Consider the following 19,464-nt stretch of genomic DNA (forward strand, 5'->3'; position numbering starts at 1 on the left):
CCACCAGGGAGCGGCAATCACGAAGACCACGGATCGTACGCCTGGGCCGAGGGTCATGTTTTGCCGGAAGTGGGGCTGCGCCGCGTCAGTGCCGCAGTGTCATCGCCGTGCTTTCACGTCTGTTCACCAACAGGGCAGGAAAGTGCGCCAGCCGGTAGCCTGACCTAAGCAGTGCCTCCATCCCTCACCAGGAGTTTCCGTGACCAGTACAGCCACCTCAACCACAGCCGTCAGCAACCAGCCGCTGGCTGAGCTCGATCCCGAAATCGCCGCAGTCCTGGACCAGGAGCTTGGCCGCCAGCGCGGCACCCTGGAAATGATTGCCTCCGAGAACTTCGCTCCCCGCGCCGTGATGGAAGCCCAGGGCTCCGTGCTCACCAACAAGTACGCCGAGGGCTACCCCGGCCGCCGCTACTACGGCGGCTGCGAATACGTTGACGTTGCAGAGCAGCTGGCCATCGACCGGGTGAAGGCCCTGTTCGGCGCCGAGTTCGCGAACGTCCAGCCGCACTCCGGTGCACAGGCCAACGCTGCCGCGCTCTCCGCCATGATCAACCCCGGCGACAAGATCCTCGGCCTGTCCTTGGCCCACGGTGGGCACCTGACCCACGGCATGAAGCTGAACTTCTCCGGCAAGCTCTATGAAGTGGCGGCGTACCAGGTGGAGGAAGACACCTTCCGCGTGGACATGGACAAGCTCCGCGAGCAGGCCATCAAGGAAAAGCCGCAGGTCATCATCGCCGGCTGGTCCGCCTACCCGCGCCACCTCGACTTCGCCGCCTTCCGCTCCATCGCCGATGAAGTGGGCGCGCTGCTCTGGACGGACATGGCACACTTCGCCGGCCTGGTGGCCGCGGGCCTGCACCCGAGCCCGGTGCCGCACTCCGACGTCGTCACTTCCACCGTGCACAAGACCCTGGCCGGTCCCCGCTCCGGCGTGATCCTGGCCAAGGAACAGTGGGCAAAGAAGCTGAACTCCAACGTCTTCCCGGGCCAGCAGGGCGGGCCGCTGATGCACATCATCGCCGCCAAGGCCGTGGCCTTCAAGATCGCCGGCACCCAGGAATTCAAGGAGCGCCAGGAGCGCGTCCTGGAAGGCGCCAGGATCATCGCCGACCGCCTGAACCAGGCCGACGTGGCAGAAGCAGGCGTTTCCGTCCTTACCGGCGGCACCGATGTGCACCTGGTGCTCGTGGACCTGCGCAACTCCCAGCTGGACGGCCAGCAGGCCGAGGACCTCCTGCACTCCGTGGGTATCACCGTCAACCGCAACGCCGTGCCGTTCGACCCCCGCCCGCCGATGGTCACCTCCGGCCTGCGCATCGGCACCCCCGCCCTGGCCACCCGCGGCTTCGGCGCAAACGAGTTCACCGAGGTTGCCGAGATCATCGCCACCGCCCTCAAGGCAGGCAACAGCGCCGACGTCGACGCCCTGCAGGCCCGCGTGGACAAGCTGGCGGCCGACTTCCCGCTCTACCCCCAGCACGAGCAGTGGTGACCAATGGCTGAAACCACAACCGCACAGATCCTTGACGGCAAAGCCACCGCTGCTGCCATCAAGGCCGAGCTGACCGAACGCGTGGCCGCACTCAAGGCCAAGGGCGTCACCCCCGGCATCGCCACTGTGCTCGTGGGTGCGGACCCTGCCTCGCAGCTCTACGTCTCCATGAAGCACAAGCAGTCTGTGCAAATCGGGATGAACTCGATCCAGCGCGAGCTTCCGGCGGATGCCACCCAGGAGCAGGTGGAGGCCCTCATTGACGAACTCAATGCGGACCCAGCCTGCCACGGGTACATCGTGCAGCTGCCGCTGCCCAAGCACCTGGACACGGACGCCATCCTGGAGCGCATCGATCCCGCCAAGGACGCCGACGGCCTGCACCCGACCAACCTTGGCCGGCTGGTACTCAACGTCAACACCGGGATCACCTCGCCGCTGCCGTGCACGCCCCGCGGCGTCATCGAGCTGCTGGAGCGCAACGGCTACAGCCTCGCGGGCAAGCATGTTGTCGTGGTGGGCCGCGGCGTCACGATCGGCCGTTCCATCGGCCTGCTGCTCACGCGGCGGGACGTGAACGCCACCGTGACCCTGACGCACACGGGCACGAAGAACCTGTCCGGGCTACTGCGGCAGGCGGACGTCATCGTGGGTGCTGCGGGCGTCAAGCACATCGTCAAGGCCTCTGACGTGAAGCCGGGGGCGGCGCTGCTGGACGTCGGGGTGACCCGCGAAACCGACCCCGAGACCGGCAAGAGCCGGGTCCACGGCGACATCGATCCCGCCGCTGCCGAGGTGGCCGGCTGGATCTCGCCCAACCCCGGGGGCGTCGGGCCCATGACGGTGGCGCTGTTGATGACCAACGTGGTCGAGGCGGCGGAACGCCAGGCGCAGCCCGCCCGGTAGTTACCCGCAAAGCGTACGACGGCGGCGCGGCCCCTTTCGCACGAAAGGCGCCGCGCCGCCGTCGTAGTTAGAGCGGGCGGCACTGGAAGTGCCCTTCCACCTGTCCCGCAGCTCTACTAGTGTGCGAAGGGTGCACAACGAAGCCATGATGCCGGCGGGCACCCGTTCCGGCAGACTGCCGCATGCCGGCACCGTCATCGCGGCGGAAAACCTGACCAAGACTTACGGCGATGTGGCCGCGGTGGACGGCATTTCCTTTTCCGTGTCGGCGGGTGAGTCCTTCGGCCTGCTGGGCCCCAACGGCGCGGGCAAGTCCACCACCATGAAGATGATCGGCGGTGTTACCGGCCGGACGTCCGGCAAGCTCAGCATCATGGGCCTGGACCCGGACTCGCACGGACCGGAAGTGCGGGCGCACCTGGGCGTGGTGCCGCAGCAGGACAACCTGGACGAGGAACTGCGGGTGCGGGACAACCTCCTCATCTATGGCCGGTATTTCGGCCTGCCCATGAGCTACCTGGGGCCCAAGGCCGACGAACTGCTGGAGTTCGCCCAGCTGACGGACAAGGCAAAGTCCAAGGTGGATGCCCTGTCCGGCGGCATGAAGCGGCGGCTCACCATCGCCCGCTCGCTCATCAACGAACCGCGCATCCTGCTCCTGGACGAGCCCACCACCGGGCTGGATCCGCAGGCACGCCACATCCTGTGGGACCGCCTGTTCCGGCTCAAGGAACAGGGCGTCACGCTGATCCTCACCACGCACTACATGGACGAGGCGGAGCAGCTGTGCGACCGGCTGATCGTGGTGGACAAGGGCCGGATCATGGCCGAAGGGTCGCCCGCCCGGCTCATCCGGGACCATTCCACCAGGGAAGTGGTGGAACTGCGCTTCGGATCCGAGCGCAACACCACCATCGCCGCGCAGCTGGACGGTATCGGCGAGCGGCTCGAGGTCCTGCCGGACCGCGTGCTGATTTACGCACACGACGGCGAGGGCGCACTTGAGCAGGTGGCCTCCCGCGGCCTGCGGCCGCTGACGTCCCTGGTGCGCAGGTCGTCCCTGGAGGACGTCTTCCTGCGCCTCACCGGACGGAGCCTCGTTGACTGACGTGCAGGCTCCGCGTTCCGGAGGCCTGGGCGCCCACAGCCCGGAAGTGGCTGCCGCGAAGGCCCGGCGGTGGGGAGCGTTCTACTATGCGGAGCAGGTGCTCCGGGTGATGAAGAACTACGCCTGGTCCATGCTGATGTACAGCGTGGGGCAGCCCGTTGCTTACCTGTTTGCGATGGGCGTTGGCCTGGCAACCCTGGTGGACAGCCAGGACGCCGCGGCGTTTGGCGGCGTCAGCTATCTCACCTTCATTGCGCCCGCGCTGCTGGTGTCCGCCGCCGTCATGACCGCCGCCAACGAGTTCACCTTCCCCGTGATGGCGGGATTCAAATGGCGCCGGACCTACTTTGGCCCGCACGCCTCACCGCTGACGCCCTCACAGATCGCGGCCGGACACATTATGGCCGTGACGCTGCGCCTGCTCCTGCAATCGGCCATCTACTTCGCCGCCGTGGCGATGTTCGGAGCCACGCCGCACGGCGGGGCGTGGCTGGGCATCCTGGCCGCCACCCTCGCCGGGTTGTCCTTCGGGTTGCCGCTGATGGCGTACTCGGCATCCATCACCGAGGACAAGGGCCAGTTCGCGCTGGTGATGCGGCTGATCGTGATGCCGCTGTTCCTGTTCTCCGGAACATTCTTCCCGCTGGACACGCTTCCGCTGGCCCTCCGGTGGATCGGCTGGATCTCGCCGATCTGGCACGGCACGGAACTGGGCCGGGTGGCCGGCTACGGCTACGGGGAACCGCCGCTGCTGACCATGGTGCACGTCGCTGTCCTGGCGGGACTCGCCATCGTTGGCTGGATCCTGACCCGGCGCCGGTTCGAGAAGCGGATGGGGCAATGAGTCCGGACGTCCGCCGGGCTGAGCACCCCGGGGCCGCGGAGGAGGCACGGAACAGGGCCTTTGGTCCGCTTTACTCACGCAACGCCCGGGCAGTCATTTCCCGCGGCCTGATGGCCACCCGGAGCAGCAACTGGCTGGTGATGCTGTCCGGGTTCTTCGAGCCTGTCCTGTTCCTGGTTTCCATGGGTGTTGGCCTTGGCGCGATCGTGGGCACAGTGGAGGGGCCGGGCGGCGGGGAGATCAGCTACGCCGCTTACATCGCCCCCGCGCTGCTTGCCGTGTCCGCGATGAACGGGGCCGTATACGACTCCACCTGGAACGTTTTCTTCAAGATGCACTTCGCCAAGCTGTACCAGGGCATGCTCTACACCTCGCTGGGTCCGCTGGACGTTGCCCTGGGCGAGATCTTCCTCGCGCTGCTCCGCGGCATGCTGTACGCCACCGGATTCACCGCCGTGATGGGGGTGATGGGGCTGATAACCTCCCCGTGGGCGCTCCTCATGGTTCCGGCCTCGGTCCTCATCGCGTTTGGTTTCGCAAGCATGGGGATGGGCATCACCAGTTTCCTGAAGACCTTCCAGCAGATGGACTGGATCAGTTTCATCCTGCTTCCGATGTTCCTGTTCAGTGCCACCTTCTACCCGCTGAGCGTTTACCCGGAGCCCATCCAGTGGTTCATCCAGGCCATGCCGCTGTGGCACGGGGTGGAACTGCTGCGCCAGATCAGCGTGGGAACCTTCACGGCCGCCACCCCTGTCCACATCGGCTACTACCTGGCGATGACCGCCGTCGGAATGCTGCTGACAACCCTCCGCCTGCGCGCGCTGTTCCTCAAATAGCACTGCCGCCCAACTGACTCGCAGTTAACGCACTCAAACCGGGTTTTCAGTGCGTTAACTGCGAGTGAGTTGGGGAGGGAGGGGTGTTCGCCGGAGGTGGAAGCCGGCCGGAGCACTCTGCGGGGTTTGAGAGAATAGCTTCATGCGATCTTTGGGCAGCTCTGCGTCATCCTCCAAACCCGCCAAGGGCGGATTCTCCATGTTCCGCATCAGCGGTCCCGGGCTGATGGTCCTGGTGACGGCATTCGTGGTTGCCGTCATCTTCGCCGCCAACCAGAACGACGTCGTGGGCTGGGTAGTTGCCATCATCGCCGGCTTCTGGCTCGCCCTGGCATGCTTCGTGGTGTTCAGCATCCAAAAGGCCGCCAAGAAGGCCGGTGCCAAGCTGACCGAGGCGCAGAACGCCTTCACCGGCCGCGGACGCTACGCCACCGCGGACCAGGGCGGAACGCGCGTTGTTGCCGAACGGAGCCAGGCCGATGAGGTCCGCGACCTGAAGCTGGACCACTCATTCAAGATCGTGCAGGTGCAGATCCGCGTTGTGGAAGAGGAACGCGCCAAGGGAGCTGCCGCAAACCAGGACACGATCAACCGCGCGCTGGAAACCATCGAGATCACTGCCACGAATGCCCGGGACATGATCAAGTCCTCGGGCGGAAGCGGGGAGCCGGTTGCCGGCACCATCATCGACTAAAGTGGAGCGGGTGAGCTCGGCATTGAACAAGGATTTCCTGCGCGTCGCATCAGTCAACGTCAACGGGCTCCGTGCTGCCTACAAGAACGGCATGGCGGCGTGGCTGGAGCCGCGCGATGTGGATATCCTCTGCCTCCAGGAAGTCCGCGCACCGGACTCAATCGTCCGGGAGCTGTTGGGCGATGGCTGGCATATCCTGCATGCCGAAGCGGAAGCCAAGGGACGCGCGGGAGTAGCGATTGCCTCCCGGGAAGAGCCGCTGGCCACCCGCAACGGCATCGGTGATGACTACTTTGCGACGGCGGGACGCTGGGTCGAAGCCGACTTCCGGCAGACGAACGCCGCGGGGGAGCGGGTGCAGCTCACGGTGGCCAGCGCCTACGTTCACTCCGGCGAGGCGGGCACGCCCAAGCAGGACGACAAGTACCGCTTCCTGGATGCCATGAGCGTCCGGCTGCCTGAGCTGACCAAGCACAGTGACCACGCCCTGGTGGTGGGCGACCTCAACGTCGCCCACACGCCGCTGGACATCCGCAACTGGAAGGGCAACCTGAAGAAGGCCGGCTTCCTGCCGGAGGAACGTGCCTACTTTGACCGGTTCTTCGGCGAGGACATCGGCTGGCACGACGTTCACCGCGCCATGGCAGGAGAGATGGACGGGCCATACACCTGGTGGTCCTGGCGCGGCAAGGCCTTCGACAACGACGCCGGCTGGCGCATCGACTACCACCTGGCCAGTCCGAAACTCGCGTCCTCGGCCATCTCGGCCGTCGTGGACCGCGCCGCCACGTACGACACCCGATTCTCCGACCATGCCCCGCTGGTAGTGGATTACCAGCTCTAAGCCATCGAAAGTTTCCCGCCCAATGACTAGCCAGACCTCCCCGGCCGTAAAGAAGCGCATCCTGTCCGGAGCCAAGCCCACAGCGGACTCGCTGCACCTGGGCAACTACATCGGTGCCGTCCGCAACTGGGTGGACATGCAGGCGGAGTACGACGCCGTCTTCTTTATCCCTGACCTGCATGCCATCACCGTGGACTTCGACCCGTCGGAGCTGGCCAGGCGCACCCGCATCGTCGCCGCCCAGTACATCGCTGCCGGCATCGACCCGGACAAGAGCATTTTCTTTGTCCAGTCCCACGTCCCGGAACACGCGCAGCTGGCCTGGGCGCTGAACTGTATCACTGGCTTCGGTGAAGCCTCGCGGATGACGCAGTTCAAGGACAAGACCCAGAAGTCGGGCGCGGATGCAGCAACGCTGGGGCTCTTCGCCTACCCCACCCTGATGGCGGCGGACATCCTGCTGTACCAGACGGACCTGGTGCCCGTGGGCGAGGACCAGCGCCAGCACCTGGAGCTCACCCGCAACCTGGCCCAGCGCTTCAACACCAAATTCGGTGCCACCTTCACCGTTCCGGAGGCGACCATCGTGAAGGAACGCGCCAAGATTTACGACCTTCAGAACCCCAGCGCCAAGATGTCAAAAACCGGTGAATCGCCCAACGGGGCCATCCAGCTGCTCGAGGATCCCAAGATCGCGGCCAAGCGGATCAAATCCGCGGTGACCGACGCCGGCACCGAGATCCGCTTCGACCCCGAGGAAAAGCCGGGGGTCTCAAACCTGCTCACCATCTACTCGTCCCTGACCGGCAAGTCCGTGGCCGAGCTCGAGGCCGAGTACCAGGGGAAAATGTACGGTCACCTGAAGGTTGACCTCGCCGACGTCGTGGTGGAGTTCGTGACGCCGCTGCGCGACCGGACCAACGAACTGATGTCCGACCCCGCCGAGCTGGACCGGCTGCTGGCCTCCGGTGCCGAACGTGCCCGCGAGATCGCGTCGGTCACGCTGGGCCAGGTCTACGAGCGCATGGGCTTCCTTCCTTCGCTTAGCCTCGCAGGAGTCCGCTAGCGCCATGTCATCGAGCGTAGGCGTCATCCTGGGGTTCCCGCCTGACATAGCGGAGGAGCTGCAGCGCTGGCGTGCGTCGTTCGGCGACCCGCTGGCGCACGTGGTGCCGGCGCACATCACGCTGGTGACCACCACTCCCACCTCTGACTGGGAAGCCACCCGGGAGCACGTCCGTGAAGTAGCGCGGCAGCAATGCCCTTTCATGGTCACCATCGCCGGAACCGGGACCTTCCGTCCGGTTTCCCCGGTGGTTTTTATCAACGTGGAGGACGGCTTCGAGGAGTGCGTCGAGCTGCATGAAAAGCTCCAGCAGGGCCCGCTGCAGCGGGAACTGCCTTTTGCCTACCACCCGCACGTCACCATAGCCCACGACGTCCCACCTGAGAGCCTCGATGATGCCGAAACGGCGCTGAAAAGCTACAGGGCCACCTTCCCCGTGGTTAGCATGGGACTCTACGAGCACGATGCCGACGGCATATGGCAGCTACGGGAAGAGCTGGACTTTGGGACCGAGACTGACAACGACGCCGGCACCAGATTTACGGAAGCCGCCGCGGAAGCAGCAGCAAAAGCAGGCGGAGCAGCAGCCTCTTCCCACTGAGCGGGCGCAGCTGCTGCTGGCCGTCATCCAAAAAAGGATGGACTGGAACAAGGCGCGCAGATCCGGCGGCAGCCCGTTCGCGGCACTCATGGCAATGGTCCAGTGGCTTAGCGCCTGCGTCAACGTCCTGCGCCCGGTGCGTGCGTTCCGGCATTACAGCCTCCAGCGGGGGCCGCTGATGAGCGCAGGGATCGGCTTCAACATGTTCTTCTCCATCACCGGTTTGCTCACCACCGGGTTTTCCATTGCAGGCCTGGTACTGCGCGGGCAGCCCGCCTTGCTGGACACCATCGTCAGCAGCGTGGCCCAGAGCGCGCCGGGACTCTTGAAGGTCAACGGCGGCCAGGGCCTGGTGGACCCCCAGGACATGCTGAACCCGGATGGGCTCGGCTGGACCGCGGTCATTGGCTCGCTCGTCACCATCGTGACGTCGCTGCGCTGGATTTCAGGTATCAGGGAGGGGCTTCGCGGCGTGCTGAACCTTCCTCCGCTGCTGCTCAACCCGATCCTGCTGAAGCTGCGCGACGCCGGCATCCTCCTCTTGCTGGGCGTTGCCCTCGTTATCAGTGCGGGAGCCTCCCTGGTGTTCGGCACGGCGGCCCGGTGGGTGACCGATTTCCTGCGGCTCGACGACGTGTTGGCCGGCCCGTTGACAACCTCCATCAAGATCGGGGTGCCGCTGGTCCTGGGTTGGGTTACGGCGTTCGTCATGTACCGGCTGGCCGCGGGGCTGAAGCTGTCCCGGCGTGCGCTGCTGGAGGGCACCATCCTGGCGGCCGTGGGAACAACGGTGCTGCAGATCTTCAGTACCGAGCTGCTGGCCGGTGCGGGCCGCAATCCCATCCTGGCCTCGTTCGCGATCATCATCGGCCTGCTGATCTGGTTCAACCTGGTCAGCCAGGTCTACCTGGTTTCGGCAGGATGGGCAGCTGTTCGGGAAGCGGACGCGCGGGATACGTCCGGGGCGTCCTCCCGCAAAACGATCCTCGGAGCGAAGCGGACCAATCCCCATACCTGACGGTGCTGCAATCCAGCAGGACCACCTTCAAGCCCTTGACCCGCCATGTTTCTCGTTGATACGTTTCTGCGAAACCGCTTTCTCACGAGAAAGAAGCTTGCCCGATGACGCGTAAAGTTGTTCGAAGCCTCCGCAGGTCAGTCGCCATCCTCTCGGCCGTGGGATTGCTTAGCCTTACCGCCGCCTGTTCCGCTCCGTCCGGGGGCGGATCCAACGATGGTCCGGTGGAGCTTCGTTTTTCGTGGTGGGGCAATGCAGGCCGTGCCGAATTGACCAATAAAGCCATCGCCGAGTTCGAGGCGGCAAACCCGGACATCAAGGTCAAACCCGAATTCGGGGACATCAGCGGCTACTTCGACAAGCTGGCCACGCAGGTTGCAGCCAACGACGCTCCCGATGTCATCACCCTGGGTGGCGCCTATCCCGCCGAATACGCGAACCGGGGCGCCTTGCTGGACCTGTCCACGGTCAGCGGCCAACTGGACCTGTCAAAGATGGACCAGGGCGCCCTGGAAAACGGCCAGGTCCAGGGGAGCCAGTACGGCGTGTCCACGGGAGCCAACGCGCTGGCTATCGTCGCCAACCCCAAAGTGTTCGAAGCGGCAGGGATCCCGCTCCCGGACGACTCCGCGTGGAGCTGGGAGGACTTCGCGCAGACCGCCGCTGACATCACGGCCAAGAGTCCCAAGGGCACCTACGGAACGGCAACGGTCCTCACCCACGATTCGCTGGATGCATTCGCCCGGCAGCGCGGTGAAGCACTGTACACCCAGGACGGCCAGTTGGGCCTGAGCAAGGAAACGGTTCGGGAATACTTCGAGTACTCCCTGAAGCTCAGCGAGACAGGTGCCGCCCCGAACGCCTCGGAAACGGTGGAAAAGCTCAACGTCAGCACGGAACAGACCCTGATGGGAACGGGACAGGCAGGCATGATGCTCACCTGGAGCAACTCCCTGTCCGCGCTGAGCAAGGCCTCGGGCGCCGACCTTAAACTGCTGAAACTCCCGGGGGAGACGCCGCAACCGGGAATCTGGCTGCAGTCCTCGCAGTTCTACACCATCTCCGCCCGCAGCCAGCACCCCGAGGCCGCGGCCAAGCTGGTGGACTTCCTGGTCAACAACGAGTCTGCCGCCAAGATCATCCAGAGCGACCGCGGAGTTCCCAGCAACTCCGACATGCGGTCCGCGATCCAGGACCTGCTGTCCCCGCAGGGCAAGGTTGAGGCGGCCTACATCGACGAGATCGGCAAAATGGACTTTGCGCCCACGTTCATCGGCCCCACCGGCTCAACGGCGGTCTCGGAAATCACCGCCCGCATCAACACGGATGTCCTGTTCAACCGGCTGAGCCCGGAGCGCGCCGCCGAACAATGGCTGAACGAAAGCAAGTCAGCGATCGGCAGGTAGGCGGACAAGGTCCGGCAGCGGCCGGCCAGTCTCAGGATGCTTCTCCTGCGTCCAGGTACTGGTCGGCCCACGCGGCAATAATCTTCGCAGCCCTGGCGGCTTGGCCCTTGCCAGTCAGCAGATGGTCGCTGCCCTCAAGGGACACGAAATTCCGCGGATGCCGGGCGGTCTGGAAGATGGTGCTGGCGTTCTCGATTCCCACCGTGTTGTCCGTGGGGGAGTGCAGCACCATCAACGGCTTATGGAGCTGACGGATGCAGTCGGTCAGGTCCGCGTTCTCCAGGTCCTCCACAAAGTGCTTCCGGATTTCCACGCGCTTGCCGCCCAGGTCCACTTCGGCGCTGCCCTCGCTCAGGATCTTGTCCAGGGCTGCGTCGAAGACCTGGGCCACATGATTGGGTGAAAACGGGGCACCGACGGTTGCAACGGCGTCGAGCTCCGGAATTGCCCGGGCTGCCGCGAGCACGGCAGCCCCGCCAAAGGAGTGGCCCACCAGCAGGGAGATCGCTTTGCCTTGGCTGCGCATGAACTCGGCCGCTTTGACCGTGTCCGCAACCTTGTGGCTGAAGGAGCCTGCGGACCATTCGCCGGCTGATCCGCCCAGCCCCAGGTTGTCAAAGCGCAGCATGCCCACACCGCTGTCCGCCAGGGCTTTGCACATCCGGGAGGCGGACGGGGAGTCCTTACCGAGCGTGAAGCCGTGCGAAAAGACGCCCCAGCCCTTGACCGGCCCCTCCGGGACGTCAATGATGCCGGAAAGGATTTCGCCGGTGGAGCCGGCGAACGACACCTTTTCTGAGCGGGACACTGCGTCCCCTTTCTTCTGGTGGGGGCTGCTTTAGGGGTCATTACGACGACGGCGCCGCCCACCGTACGTTTCCCGTACACGGTGAGCGACGCCGTCGTCCGCGGGTTAATCCCTAGATCTTGCGCGAAAGGATGGCCTGCTTGACCTCTTGGATTGCCTGGGTCACCTGGATGCCGCGGGGGCATGCCTCGGAGCAGTTGAAGGTGGTGCGGCAGCGCCACACACCTTCCTTGTCGTTGAGGATCTCCAGGCGCATGTCACCGGCGTCGTCACGCGAATCGAAGATGAAACGGTGCGCGTTGACGATCGCTGCCGGGCCGAAGTACTGGCCGTCAGTCCAGAAGACCGGGCAGGAGGACGTGCACGCAGCACACAAGATGCACTTGGTGGTGTCGTCGAAGCGCTCACGGTCCTCGGCGGACTGCAGGCGTTCCCGGGTGGGTTCGTGGCCCTTATTGATGAGGAACGGCATGACCTCGCGGTAGGACTGGAAAAACGGCTCCATGTCCACGATGAGGTCCTTTTCCACCGGCAGGCCCTTGATGGGTTCAACCGTGATGGGTTTGGACGTGTCCAGGTCCTTCAGCAGGGTCTTGCAGGCGAGGCGGTTGCGGCCGTTGATGCGCATGGCATCCGAACCGCACACGCCGTGGCCGCAGGAGCGGCGGAAGGACAGGCTGCCGTCGGTCTCCCACTTGACCTTGTGCAGGGCATCCAGGACGCGGTCAGTGCCGTACATGGTGAGGTGGAAATCATCCCACGTGGCCTCTTCGGAGACCTCCGGGTTGTACCGGCGGACGCGCATGTGCACATCGAACGTGGGGATCTCGCCGCCCCCGCCGACGCCGGCAGGCAGTTCAACCTTTGAGGCTGGCTCAGCGATTTCAGCGGTCATCTTAGTACTTCCTCACCATCGGTTCGTAGCGGGTGAAGACAACCGGCTTGGTGTCCAGGCGGATGCCGGCAATGGATTCTGCCGATCCCGCGGGAGCCTGGTCGTCCTTGTACGCCATGGAGTGCTTCATGAATTTCTCGTCGTTGCGTTCCGGGAAGTCCTCGCGGAAGTGGCCGCCGCGGGATTCCTCGCGGTGCAGGGCAGCCACGGTCATCACCTTCGCCAGTTCCAGCAGGAAGCCGAGTTCGACGGCCTCGAGCAGGTCCAGGTTGAAGCGCTTGCCCTTGTCCTGGACATTGATGCGCTTATACCGCTCTTCAAAGGAGGCGATATCGCCCAACACCTGGTTCAAGGTCTCCGCCGTCCGGAACACCTGCATGTTGGCATCCATGGTGTCCTGCAGTTCCTTGCGGATCTGTGACACCTTTTCGTCGCCGCTGCCGTTGCGGGCAATGTCCAGCAGTTCGGTGGTGTACGCCACCGGGTTTTCCGGCAGTTCCACGAAATCTGCCGTCTTGGCATACTCTGCGGCTGCGACGCCGGCCCGCTTGCCGAACACGTTGATGTCCAGCAGGGAGTTGGTGCCCAGGCGGTTGGAGCCGTGGACCGATACGCAGGCTACTTCACCGGCGGCGAAGAGTCCCGGGACCACGGTGTCGTTGTCCTGGAGCACTTCGGTTTCGATGTTCGTGGGGATGCCGCCCATGGCGTAGTGGGCCGTGGGGAACACGGGAACCGGCTCGGTGTAGGGCTCAACACCCAGGTAGGTGCGGGCGAACTCGGTGATGTCCGGAAGCTTGGCGTCAATATGTGCCGGCTCCAGGTGGGTCAGGTCCAGGAGCACGTAGTCCTTGTTCGGGCCGCAGCCGCGGCCTTCGCGGACTTCGTTGGCCATGGACCGGGCCACGATGTCGCGCGGTGCCAGGTCCTTGATGGTGGGTGCGTAGCGCTCCATAAAACGCTCACCCTCTGAGTTGCGGAGGATGGCACCTTCACCGCGGGCCGCCTCGGAGAGGAGGATGCCCAGACCGGCGAGGCCGGTGGGGTGGAACTGGAAGAACTCCATGTCCTCCAGCGGGATGCCGCGGCGGAAGGCGATGCCCATGCCGTCACCGGTAAGGGTGTGGGCGTTGGAGGTGGTCTTGAAGACCTTGCCGGCACCGCCGGAGGCGAACACCACGGACTTGGCCTGGAAGACGTGCAGTTCACCGGAGGCGAGGTCGTAGGAGACCACGCCGGCCACGCGCTTCTGCTTGTATGGGGTGCCGTCCGCACGGACGGCATCCTCTTCGACTGTCAGCAGGTCCAGGACGTAGTACTCGTTGTAGAACTCGACGTTGTGCTTGACGCAGTTTTGGTAAAGCGTCTGCAGGATCATGTGGCCGGTGCGGTCCGCGGCGTAGCATGCGCGGCGGACCGGTGCCTTGCCGTGGTCGCGGGTGTGGCCGCCGAAGCGGCGCTGGTCGATGCGGCCTTCGGGCGTGCGGTTGAACGGCAGGCCCATCTTTTCCAGGTCAAGCACGGCGTCGATGGCTTCCTTGGCCATGACTTCGGCGGCATCCTGGTCAACCAGGTAGTCGCCGCCCTTGACGGTGTCGAACGTGTGCCATTCCCAGTTGTCTTCCTCGACGTTGGCGAGGGCTGCACACATGCCACCCTGTGCCGCACCGGTGTGCGAGCGGGTGGGGTAGAGCTTGGTCAGTACTGCGGTGCGCGCACGCTGACCGGATTCGATCGCGGCGCGCATGCCAGCGCCACCGGCACCGACGATGACGACGTCGTACTTATGGACCTGCATACGGGATGCTCTTTCTCTCAAAATTCGCTATGGAACTACGGGGCGGCCTGGCCTGCTCCGCAAAACAGGGCCCGCGGTAATGCCCGCGGGCCCGGGGTGGTGCTGCTGCTAGGCAGGGCAGAACCCACCGGGGAGGGGGACACCGTCAACCACGGGGCAGGGGTCGAAGGTGAAGATGACCAGGGTGCCCAGTACGACGATGACAACCGTTGCCGAGTACAGGACCGTCTTCAGCCAGCGGCGGGTGGTGTCCTTCTCGGCGTAGTCATTGATGATGGTGCGCACGCCGTTGGTGCCGTGCAGCATGGCCAGCCACAGCATCGTCAGGTCCCACAACTGCCAGAAGGGATCGGCCCACTTGCCGGCCACGAAACCGAAGTCGATGGCGTGGATACCTTCGCCCACCATGAGGTTTACGAAGAGGTGGCCGAAAATGAGCACCACCAGGACCACGCCGGAGAGGCGCATGAAGAGCCACGCGATCATTTCGAAGTTGCCGCGGCTGCCGCCCGTGCGGCGGTACTGGGGGGCAATCCGCCCGCTGCGGGGGCTCTCGATTGTTGCGCTCATCGCTTAGTGACCTCCGAGGGCGAGTGACAGGTGGCGGATGGAGAAGGCAACCATGGTGACAAGCCACAGGGCCAGGACTGCCCACAGCATCTGCTTCTGGTACCTGGCGCCCTTCTTCCAGAAGTCGACCGCGATGATGCGAAGGCCGTTGAAGGCGTGGAAGACGATGGCCGCAACAAGGCCGGTCTCACCCAGAGCCATCAGGGGGTTCTTGTATGCTCCGATCACGGCGGTGTATGCCTCCGGTGACACACGCACCAAAGAGGTGTCCAGAACGTGGACCAACAAGAAGAAAAAGATCACTACACCGGTAATGCGGTGTCCTACCCAGGACCACATGCCTTCACGGCCGCGGTACAAGGTGCCAGCTGGTTTTGTCGGCACTGATAAACCTCCCTGCAACACAGCGGCGCTGGCATGAGATCCACGCGGGGGGAACGCCTGCTGCGAGAGCACTCGTAGCTCAGGCCTAAATCTAGGCTCCGCTAACAGCTTATTCAATTTAGGAACGCCTTGGTGCCCTGTACTGGCGCGGATTTTCGAAAATTATGAGACAAACACCACAATTCGGTATGTGCGCTGCGGGGGGACTGCTAAAGGGCAGGAGATCCTGCCGGGGAGGCGTTTGGGTCCGTCGGCTAAAGTAGGCCGTGATGAGTACAGACAAAGTGACAAGCCCGGCATCACCCCTTGACCGCTTCATCGCGGTGATTCCGGCCGGCGGAGTGGGGACCCGCCTCTGGCCCCTGTCACGCGCCGCAGCTCCCAAGTTCCTCCACGACCTCACCGGTTCGGGCAGCACGCTGCTGCGCGCCACCTACGACCGGCTGCAGCCGCTTGCCGGGAGCCGCATGCTCGTGGTTACCGGCCAGGCCCACAGGGAAGCCGTGTGCCGCCAGCTGCCCGAGGTGAAGGAGTCTGACCTGGTGCTCGAGTCCGAGCCCAAGGACTCCGCCGCGGCAATCGGGCTGGCTGCCGCCATCCTGCATGAGCGGGACCCGGACGCCATCATGGGTTCCTTCGCGGCGGACCAGGTGATCAGCCCGGACCAGCTCTTCCAGCAGGCAGTCCGCGAAGCCATCCACACTGCGGCCGCGGGCAAGATTGTCACCATTGGCATCAAGCCCACGCACCCGTCAACCGGCTTTGGGTACATCCGGTCCGGCCAGGACCTGCATATCGACGGCGCGCCCAGCGCGCAGGACGTCGTGGAGTTCGTCGAAAAGCCGGACGAGGCTGTTGCCCAGCAGTATGTGGAAAGCGGCAACTACGTATGGAACGCCGGCATGTTCGTGGCCCCGGTGGCCTTGCTGCTGAAGCACCTTGAAGAGAACCAGCCGGAGCTGTTCCAGGGGCTGCAGGAGATCGCGCGTGCCTGGGACACCCCCGCCCGGGACGAGGTCACGTCCCGCATCTGGACCACCCTGCCGAAGATTGCCATCGATTACGCCGTCGCCGAGCCCGCCGCCGAAGCCGGGGACGTCGCCGTCGTGCCCGGAGCCTTCCGCTGGGACGACGTTGGGGACTTCGCCTCCGTGGGACGGCTCAACTCCGCCAGGGAAGTGGACGCCGTCACCGTCCTGGGTGAAGGGGCCCGCGTCTTCACCGAGAACTCCAGCGGCGTTGTGGTTACCGATACCAAGCGCGTCATCGCCCTGATCGGCATCGAGGACGTAGTCATCGTGGACACGCCGGACGCCCTGCTGGTCACCACCAAGGCCAACTCCCAGCGGGTCAAGGCGGCTGTTGATGCCCTTAAGGCAAGCGGAGACACAGACGTGCTGTAACCCGGGCCGGGTTGCAGGCCGTGTACTCAGCGGTGCCCGGTATGTAACGCGGCGACCTGATGGCCGGTAACGCAATCATCCTCGCTAAAGTGATCCAGTGCGCAATTACACTACTGAAGCCGAGCCCACCGTCGTGGTGTCGCCATGGCTCGAGCCGCTCCTGCCGGAACTGATCGAATTCCGCCGGGACCTGCATGCGCACCCGGAACTTTCGTTCAAGGAATTCCGCACCACGGACAAGCTCGCGGAGCGGCTTGAGGAGGCCGGCCTGAAACCGCGCCGCCTTGAGGGAACCGGGCTCACCGTGGACGTCGGGGACGGCCCAATTGCCACAGCCCTCCGCGGTGACATCGACGCGCTGCCCATCATCGAGGAAACCGGACTGCCGTTCGCCTCGAAGAACCACGGCGTCACCCACGCGTGCGGCCACGATGTCCACACCACCACCATGCTGGGGATCGCCCTGGTGCTGCACCGCATGCACCAGGATGAACCGCTGGGGGCCACCGTCCGCATCATCTTCCAGCCGGCCGAGGAGACCATGCCCGGCGGCGCCCACTCCTGCATCGAGCAGGGCGTCCTGGAAGGCGTGCCCCGGATCCTCGCCCTGCACTGCGACCCGCGGATAGAGGTGGGCAAGGTCGGCACGCGCATCGGCGCGATCACCTCTGCGTCGGACACCATCCGGATCGAATTGTCCGGCCGCGGCGGCCACACGTCCCGTCCGCACCTGACGGAGGACCTGGTGTTCGCACTGGCCCAGATCGCGGTCAACGTTCCCGCCGTCCTGTCCCGGCGCGTGGACGTGCGCAGCGGCGTCTCCGTCGTGTGGGGCCAGATTTCCGCCGGTTCCGCGCCCAACGCAATTCCCGGCGTCGGCTACATGGCCGGCACCATGCGCTGCCTGGACCGCGACGCCTGGCACGAGGCCGGTGAGCTCCTGGACGAGGTGGTGCACCAGGTGGCTGCGCCCTACGGCGTCGAGGTCAAGCTGGAGCACACCAGGGGAGTGCCGCCGGTGGTGAACTCGGAACACGAGACCGCCATCATCGAGGCTGCCGCGAGGGCCGAAATCGGCCAAAATGCCGTTGTGCTGACCCCGCAGTCCATGGGCGGGGAGGACTTTGCCTGGTTCCTCGCTGAGCGGCCGGGGGCCATGATGCGGCTTGGCACCAAAACCCCGGGCGGCGAGGAATACGACCTCCACCGCGGCGACTACATCCTGGACGAGCGCGCGCTGGGCCACGGCATCCGGGTCCTCACCGCAGCCGCGCTGCGCACCATCCGCGACCTCTAGGCAGTCTGCAGGAAGGCCCGACGGCGTCAGCTGCGCAGCTGCCGCCGCTGCGCCTTCCTCCTGCGCCCTACTGCTTGGTAACAACTTGTAAACAATCTCGAAGATCACGTCCTGTTGTGCTACTGGCACGCGGCGCAGGCCACTAAAGTGGGAGCCATCAGTGCGCTCCGGCGCAGTGCTGCGAGCCATCAGTGACAACAGAATTTCGGTGCAGAAACGGACACTCATTGAATTCGAGCCGTAGCGCCACTCTCATCATCCTGGAGGAATCTTGATGACATCACTGCGTGGACACCTCAAGCGCGGTTCAGTCGCAGGCCTCGCCACCATGGGCGCCACAGCGCTCGTCCTGGCAGGTTGCGGCGCACCCCCCGAGACCGGCAGCGGCACCACCGCAGGCGCCAGCGACTACACCGGCTGCATCGTCTCCGACTCCGGCGGCTTTGACGACCAGTCCTTCAACCAGTCCTCGTACGAGGGCCTGAAGAAGGCCGAGGCAGACCTGGGCATCAAGGTCAACCAGGTGGAGTCCAAGACCAACAACGACTTCGAACCGAACCTGCGCGCCATGGTCACTGCAGGCTGCGACCTGACTGTCACGGTCGGCTTCCTGCTGGGCGACGCCACCAAGAAGCAGGCCGAAGCGAACCCGGACAGCCACTTCGCCATTGTCGACTTCGGCTACGAGACGCCCATAGCCAACGTCAAGCCGATCATCTACGACACCGCGCAGGCGGCCTTCCTGGCCGGCTACCTGGCAGCCGGCACCACCAAGACCGGGACGGTTGCCACCTTCGGCGGCATCAAGATCCCCACGGTGACCATCTTCATGGATGGCTATGCCGACGGCGTGAAGTACTACAACGAGCAGAAGGGCAAGGACGTCAAGCTCCTTGGCTGGAACAAGGACGCCCAGGACGGCAGCTTCACCGGCGACTTCGAAAAGCAGGACGTGGGCAAGCAGCTCACCCAGAACTTCCTCGACCAGGGTGCCGATATCGTGATGCCCGTCGCCGGTCCGGTGGGCAAGGGCGCGGGAGCAGCGCTGCAGGAGGCCAAGGCGGCCGGCAAGGACGTCAAGCTCATCTGGGTCGACTCGGACGGCTACCTTACTGCCCCCGACTACAAGGACATCATGCTCTCGTCCGTGATGAAGCTGATGGGTGACGCCGTGGAAACCGTGGTACGGGACGACAAGGACGGCAAGTTCGACAACACCCCGTACGTCGGCACCCTCGCCAACGACGGTGTCCAGCTGGCACCCTTCCATGACCTCGATTCGCAGGTTCCGGCCGAGCTGAAGACCGAACTCGAACAGCTCGAAAAGGACATCATCGACGGCAAGATCAAGGTCGAGTCGGCAGCGAGCCCGAAGGCCTGATCCCTCCAGCAGGCGCCCCGCCCGGCCGGTCACTGACCGGCCGGGCGGTGGCGCTTTTTGCTGGCCATTTTGCGGGCCGCCACCCGCTCATCCCCTGGCTGCAC

The 19,464-nt window shown here is 64.9% G+C and carries 19 protein-coding genes; 14 read left to right on the top strand and 5 right to left on the bottom strand.

Annotated elements, in window-relative coordinates; all coding sequences use genetic code 11:
* Positions 1-199 precede the first annotated feature (199 nt).
* The 11 genes from glyA (at position 200) to FDW83_RS17385 (ending at position 10,824) form a co-directional block, all read left to right on the top strand.
* Positions 200-1,498 carry a serine hydroxymethyltransferase gene (gene glyA / locus FDW83_RS17335; protein ID WP_138139324.1) on the top strand — a complete coding sequence of 433 codons (1,299 nt, stop codon included), beginning with the start codon at positions 200-202 and terminating at the stop codon, positions 1,496-1,498.
* A 3-nt stretch (positions 1,499-1,501) separates the two neighbouring features.
* Positions 1,502-2,404, top strand: a complete 903-nt coding sequence (locus tag FDW83_RS17340) for a bifunctional methylenetetrahydrofolate dehydrogenase/methenyltetrahydrofolate cyclohydrolase (RefSeq protein ID WP_138139325.1) — start codon at positions 1,502-1,504, stop codon at positions 2,402-2,404.
* A 145-nt stretch (positions 2,405-2,549) separates the two neighbouring features.
* Positions 2,550-3,512, top strand: a complete 963-nt coding sequence (locus FDW83_RS17345; RefSeq protein WP_240721038.1) for an ABC transporter ATP-binding protein — start codon at positions 2,550-2,552, stop codon at positions 3,510-3,512.
* Positions 3,505-4,356 (top strand): ABC transporter permease, encoded by an 852-nt coding sequence (locus tag FDW83_RS17350; protein ID WP_138139327.1) that lies wholly within the window; start codon positions 3,505-3,507, stop codon positions 4,354-4,356. The genes FDW83_RS17345 and FDW83_RS17350 overlap by 8 nt, the downstream gene beginning before the upstream one ends.
* Positions 4,353-5,195, top strand: a complete 843-nt coding sequence (locus FDW83_RS17355; protein ID WP_138139328.1) for an ABC transporter permease — start codon at positions 4,353-4,355, stop codon at positions 5,193-5,195. Before FDW83_RS17350 ends, FDW83_RS17355 begins: the two co-directional genes overlap by 4 nt.
* Positions 5,196-5,337: 142 nt before the next feature.
* Positions 5,338-5,889, top strand: a complete 552-nt coding sequence (locus tag FDW83_RS17360) for a hypothetical protein (protein WP_138139329.1) — start codon at positions 5,338-5,340, stop codon at positions 5,887-5,889.
* A gap of 10 nt (positions 5,890-5,899) precedes the next feature.
* Complete coding sequence (locus tag FDW83_RS17365) at positions 5,900-6,733, top strand: exodeoxyribonuclease III (protein ID WP_138139330.1); 834 nt, start codon at positions 5,900-5,902, stop codon at positions 6,731-6,733.
* A 22-nt stretch (positions 6,734-6,755) separates the two neighbouring features.
* Positions 6,756-7,799, top strand: a complete 1,044-nt coding sequence (gene trpS / locus FDW83_RS17370; RefSeq protein ID WP_138139331.1) for a tryptophan--tRNA ligase — start codon at positions 6,756-6,758, stop codon at positions 7,797-7,799.
* Positions 7,800-7,803: 4 nt separating this feature from the next.
* A complete protein-coding gene (locus FDW83_RS17375) occupies positions 7,804-8,400 on the top strand; it encodes a 2'-5' RNA ligase family protein (RefSeq protein WP_138139332.1) in 597 nt (198 codons plus the stop codon).
* Positions 8,401-8,437: 37 nt separating this feature from the next.
* Positions 8,438-9,418, top strand: a complete 981-nt coding sequence (locus FDW83_RS17380) for a YihY/virulence factor BrkB family protein (protein ID WP_138139333.1) — start codon at positions 8,438-8,440, stop codon at positions 9,416-9,418.
* Positions 9,419-9,522: 104 nt separating this feature from the next.
* Positions 9,523-10,824: an ABC transporter substrate-binding protein gene (locus tag FDW83_RS17385; RefSeq protein ID WP_138139334.1), complete on the top strand. Its 1,302-nt coding sequence runs from the start codon at positions 9,523-9,525 to the stop codon at positions 10,822-10,824.
* A gap of 31 nt (positions 10,825-10,855) precedes the next feature.
* Here the strand turns inward: FDW83_RS17385 and FDW83_RS17390 are convergent, their stop codons facing one another.
* From FDW83_RS17390 to sdhC, 5 genes are all read right to left on the bottom strand, one after another.
* Entirely contained in the window at positions 10,856-11,632 is a 777-nt protein-coding gene (locus tag FDW83_RS17390; RefSeq protein ID WP_138139335.1) for a S9 family peptidase, read from the bottom strand.
* 112 nt (positions 11,633-11,744) lie between these two features.
* Positions 11,745-12,527, bottom strand: a complete 783-nt coding sequence (locus tag FDW83_RS17395; RefSeq protein WP_138139336.1) for a succinate dehydrogenase iron-sulfur subunit — start codon at positions 12,525-12,527, stop codon at positions 11,745-11,747.
* Between the two features lies 1 nt (position 12,528).
* Complete coding sequence (sdhA, locus tag FDW83_RS17400) at positions 12,529-14,325, bottom strand: succinate dehydrogenase flavoprotein subunit (RefSeq protein WP_138139337.1); 1,797 nt, start codon at positions 14,323-14,325, stop codon at positions 12,529-12,531.
* Between the two features lie 108 nt (positions 14,326-14,433).
* Positions 14,434-14,895: a succinate dehydrogenase hydrophobic membrane anchor subunit gene (locus FDW83_RS17405; RefSeq protein ID WP_138139338.1), complete on the bottom strand. Its 462-nt coding sequence runs from the start codon at positions 14,893-14,895 to the stop codon at positions 14,434-14,436.
* Between the two features lie 3 nt (positions 14,896-14,898).
* Positions 14,899-15,279, bottom strand: a complete 381-nt coding sequence (gene sdhC / locus FDW83_RS17410) for a succinate dehydrogenase, cytochrome b556 subunit (protein ID WP_138139339.1) — start codon at positions 15,277-15,279, stop codon at positions 14,899-14,901.
* Positions 15,280-15,548: 269 nt separating this feature from the next.
* Between sdhC and FDW83_RS17415 the strand changes: the two genes are divergently transcribed.
* The 3 genes from FDW83_RS17415 to FDW83_RS17425 all read left to right on the top strand — a co-directional run bounded on the left by FDW83_RS17415 (position 15,549) and on the right by FDW83_RS17425 (position 19,360).
* Positions 15,549-16,682: a mannose-1-phosphate guanylyltransferase gene (locus FDW83_RS17415; protein WP_138139340.1), complete on the top strand. Its 1,134-nt coding sequence runs from the start codon at positions 15,549-15,551 to the stop codon at positions 16,680-16,682.
* Between the two features lie 97 nt (positions 16,683-16,779).
* Positions 16,780-17,979: an amidohydrolase gene (locus FDW83_RS17420; protein ID WP_138139341.1), complete on the top strand. Its 1,200-nt coding sequence runs from the start codon at positions 16,780-16,782 to the stop codon at positions 17,977-17,979.
* 274 nt (positions 17,980-18,253) lie between these two features.
* On the top strand, positions 18,254-19,360 hold the full coding sequence (locus FDW83_RS17425) for a BMP family protein (RefSeq protein ID WP_138139342.1): 1,107 nt from the start codon (positions 18,254-18,256) through the stop codon (positions 19,358-19,360).
* The last annotated feature ends 104 nt before the right edge of the window (positions 19,361-19,464 follow it).

It is taken from the genome of Pseudarthrobacter sp. NamE2 (assembly GCF_005796205.1).
GTDB lineage: Bacteria > Actinomycetota > Actinomycetes > Actinomycetales > Micrococcaceae > Arthrobacter.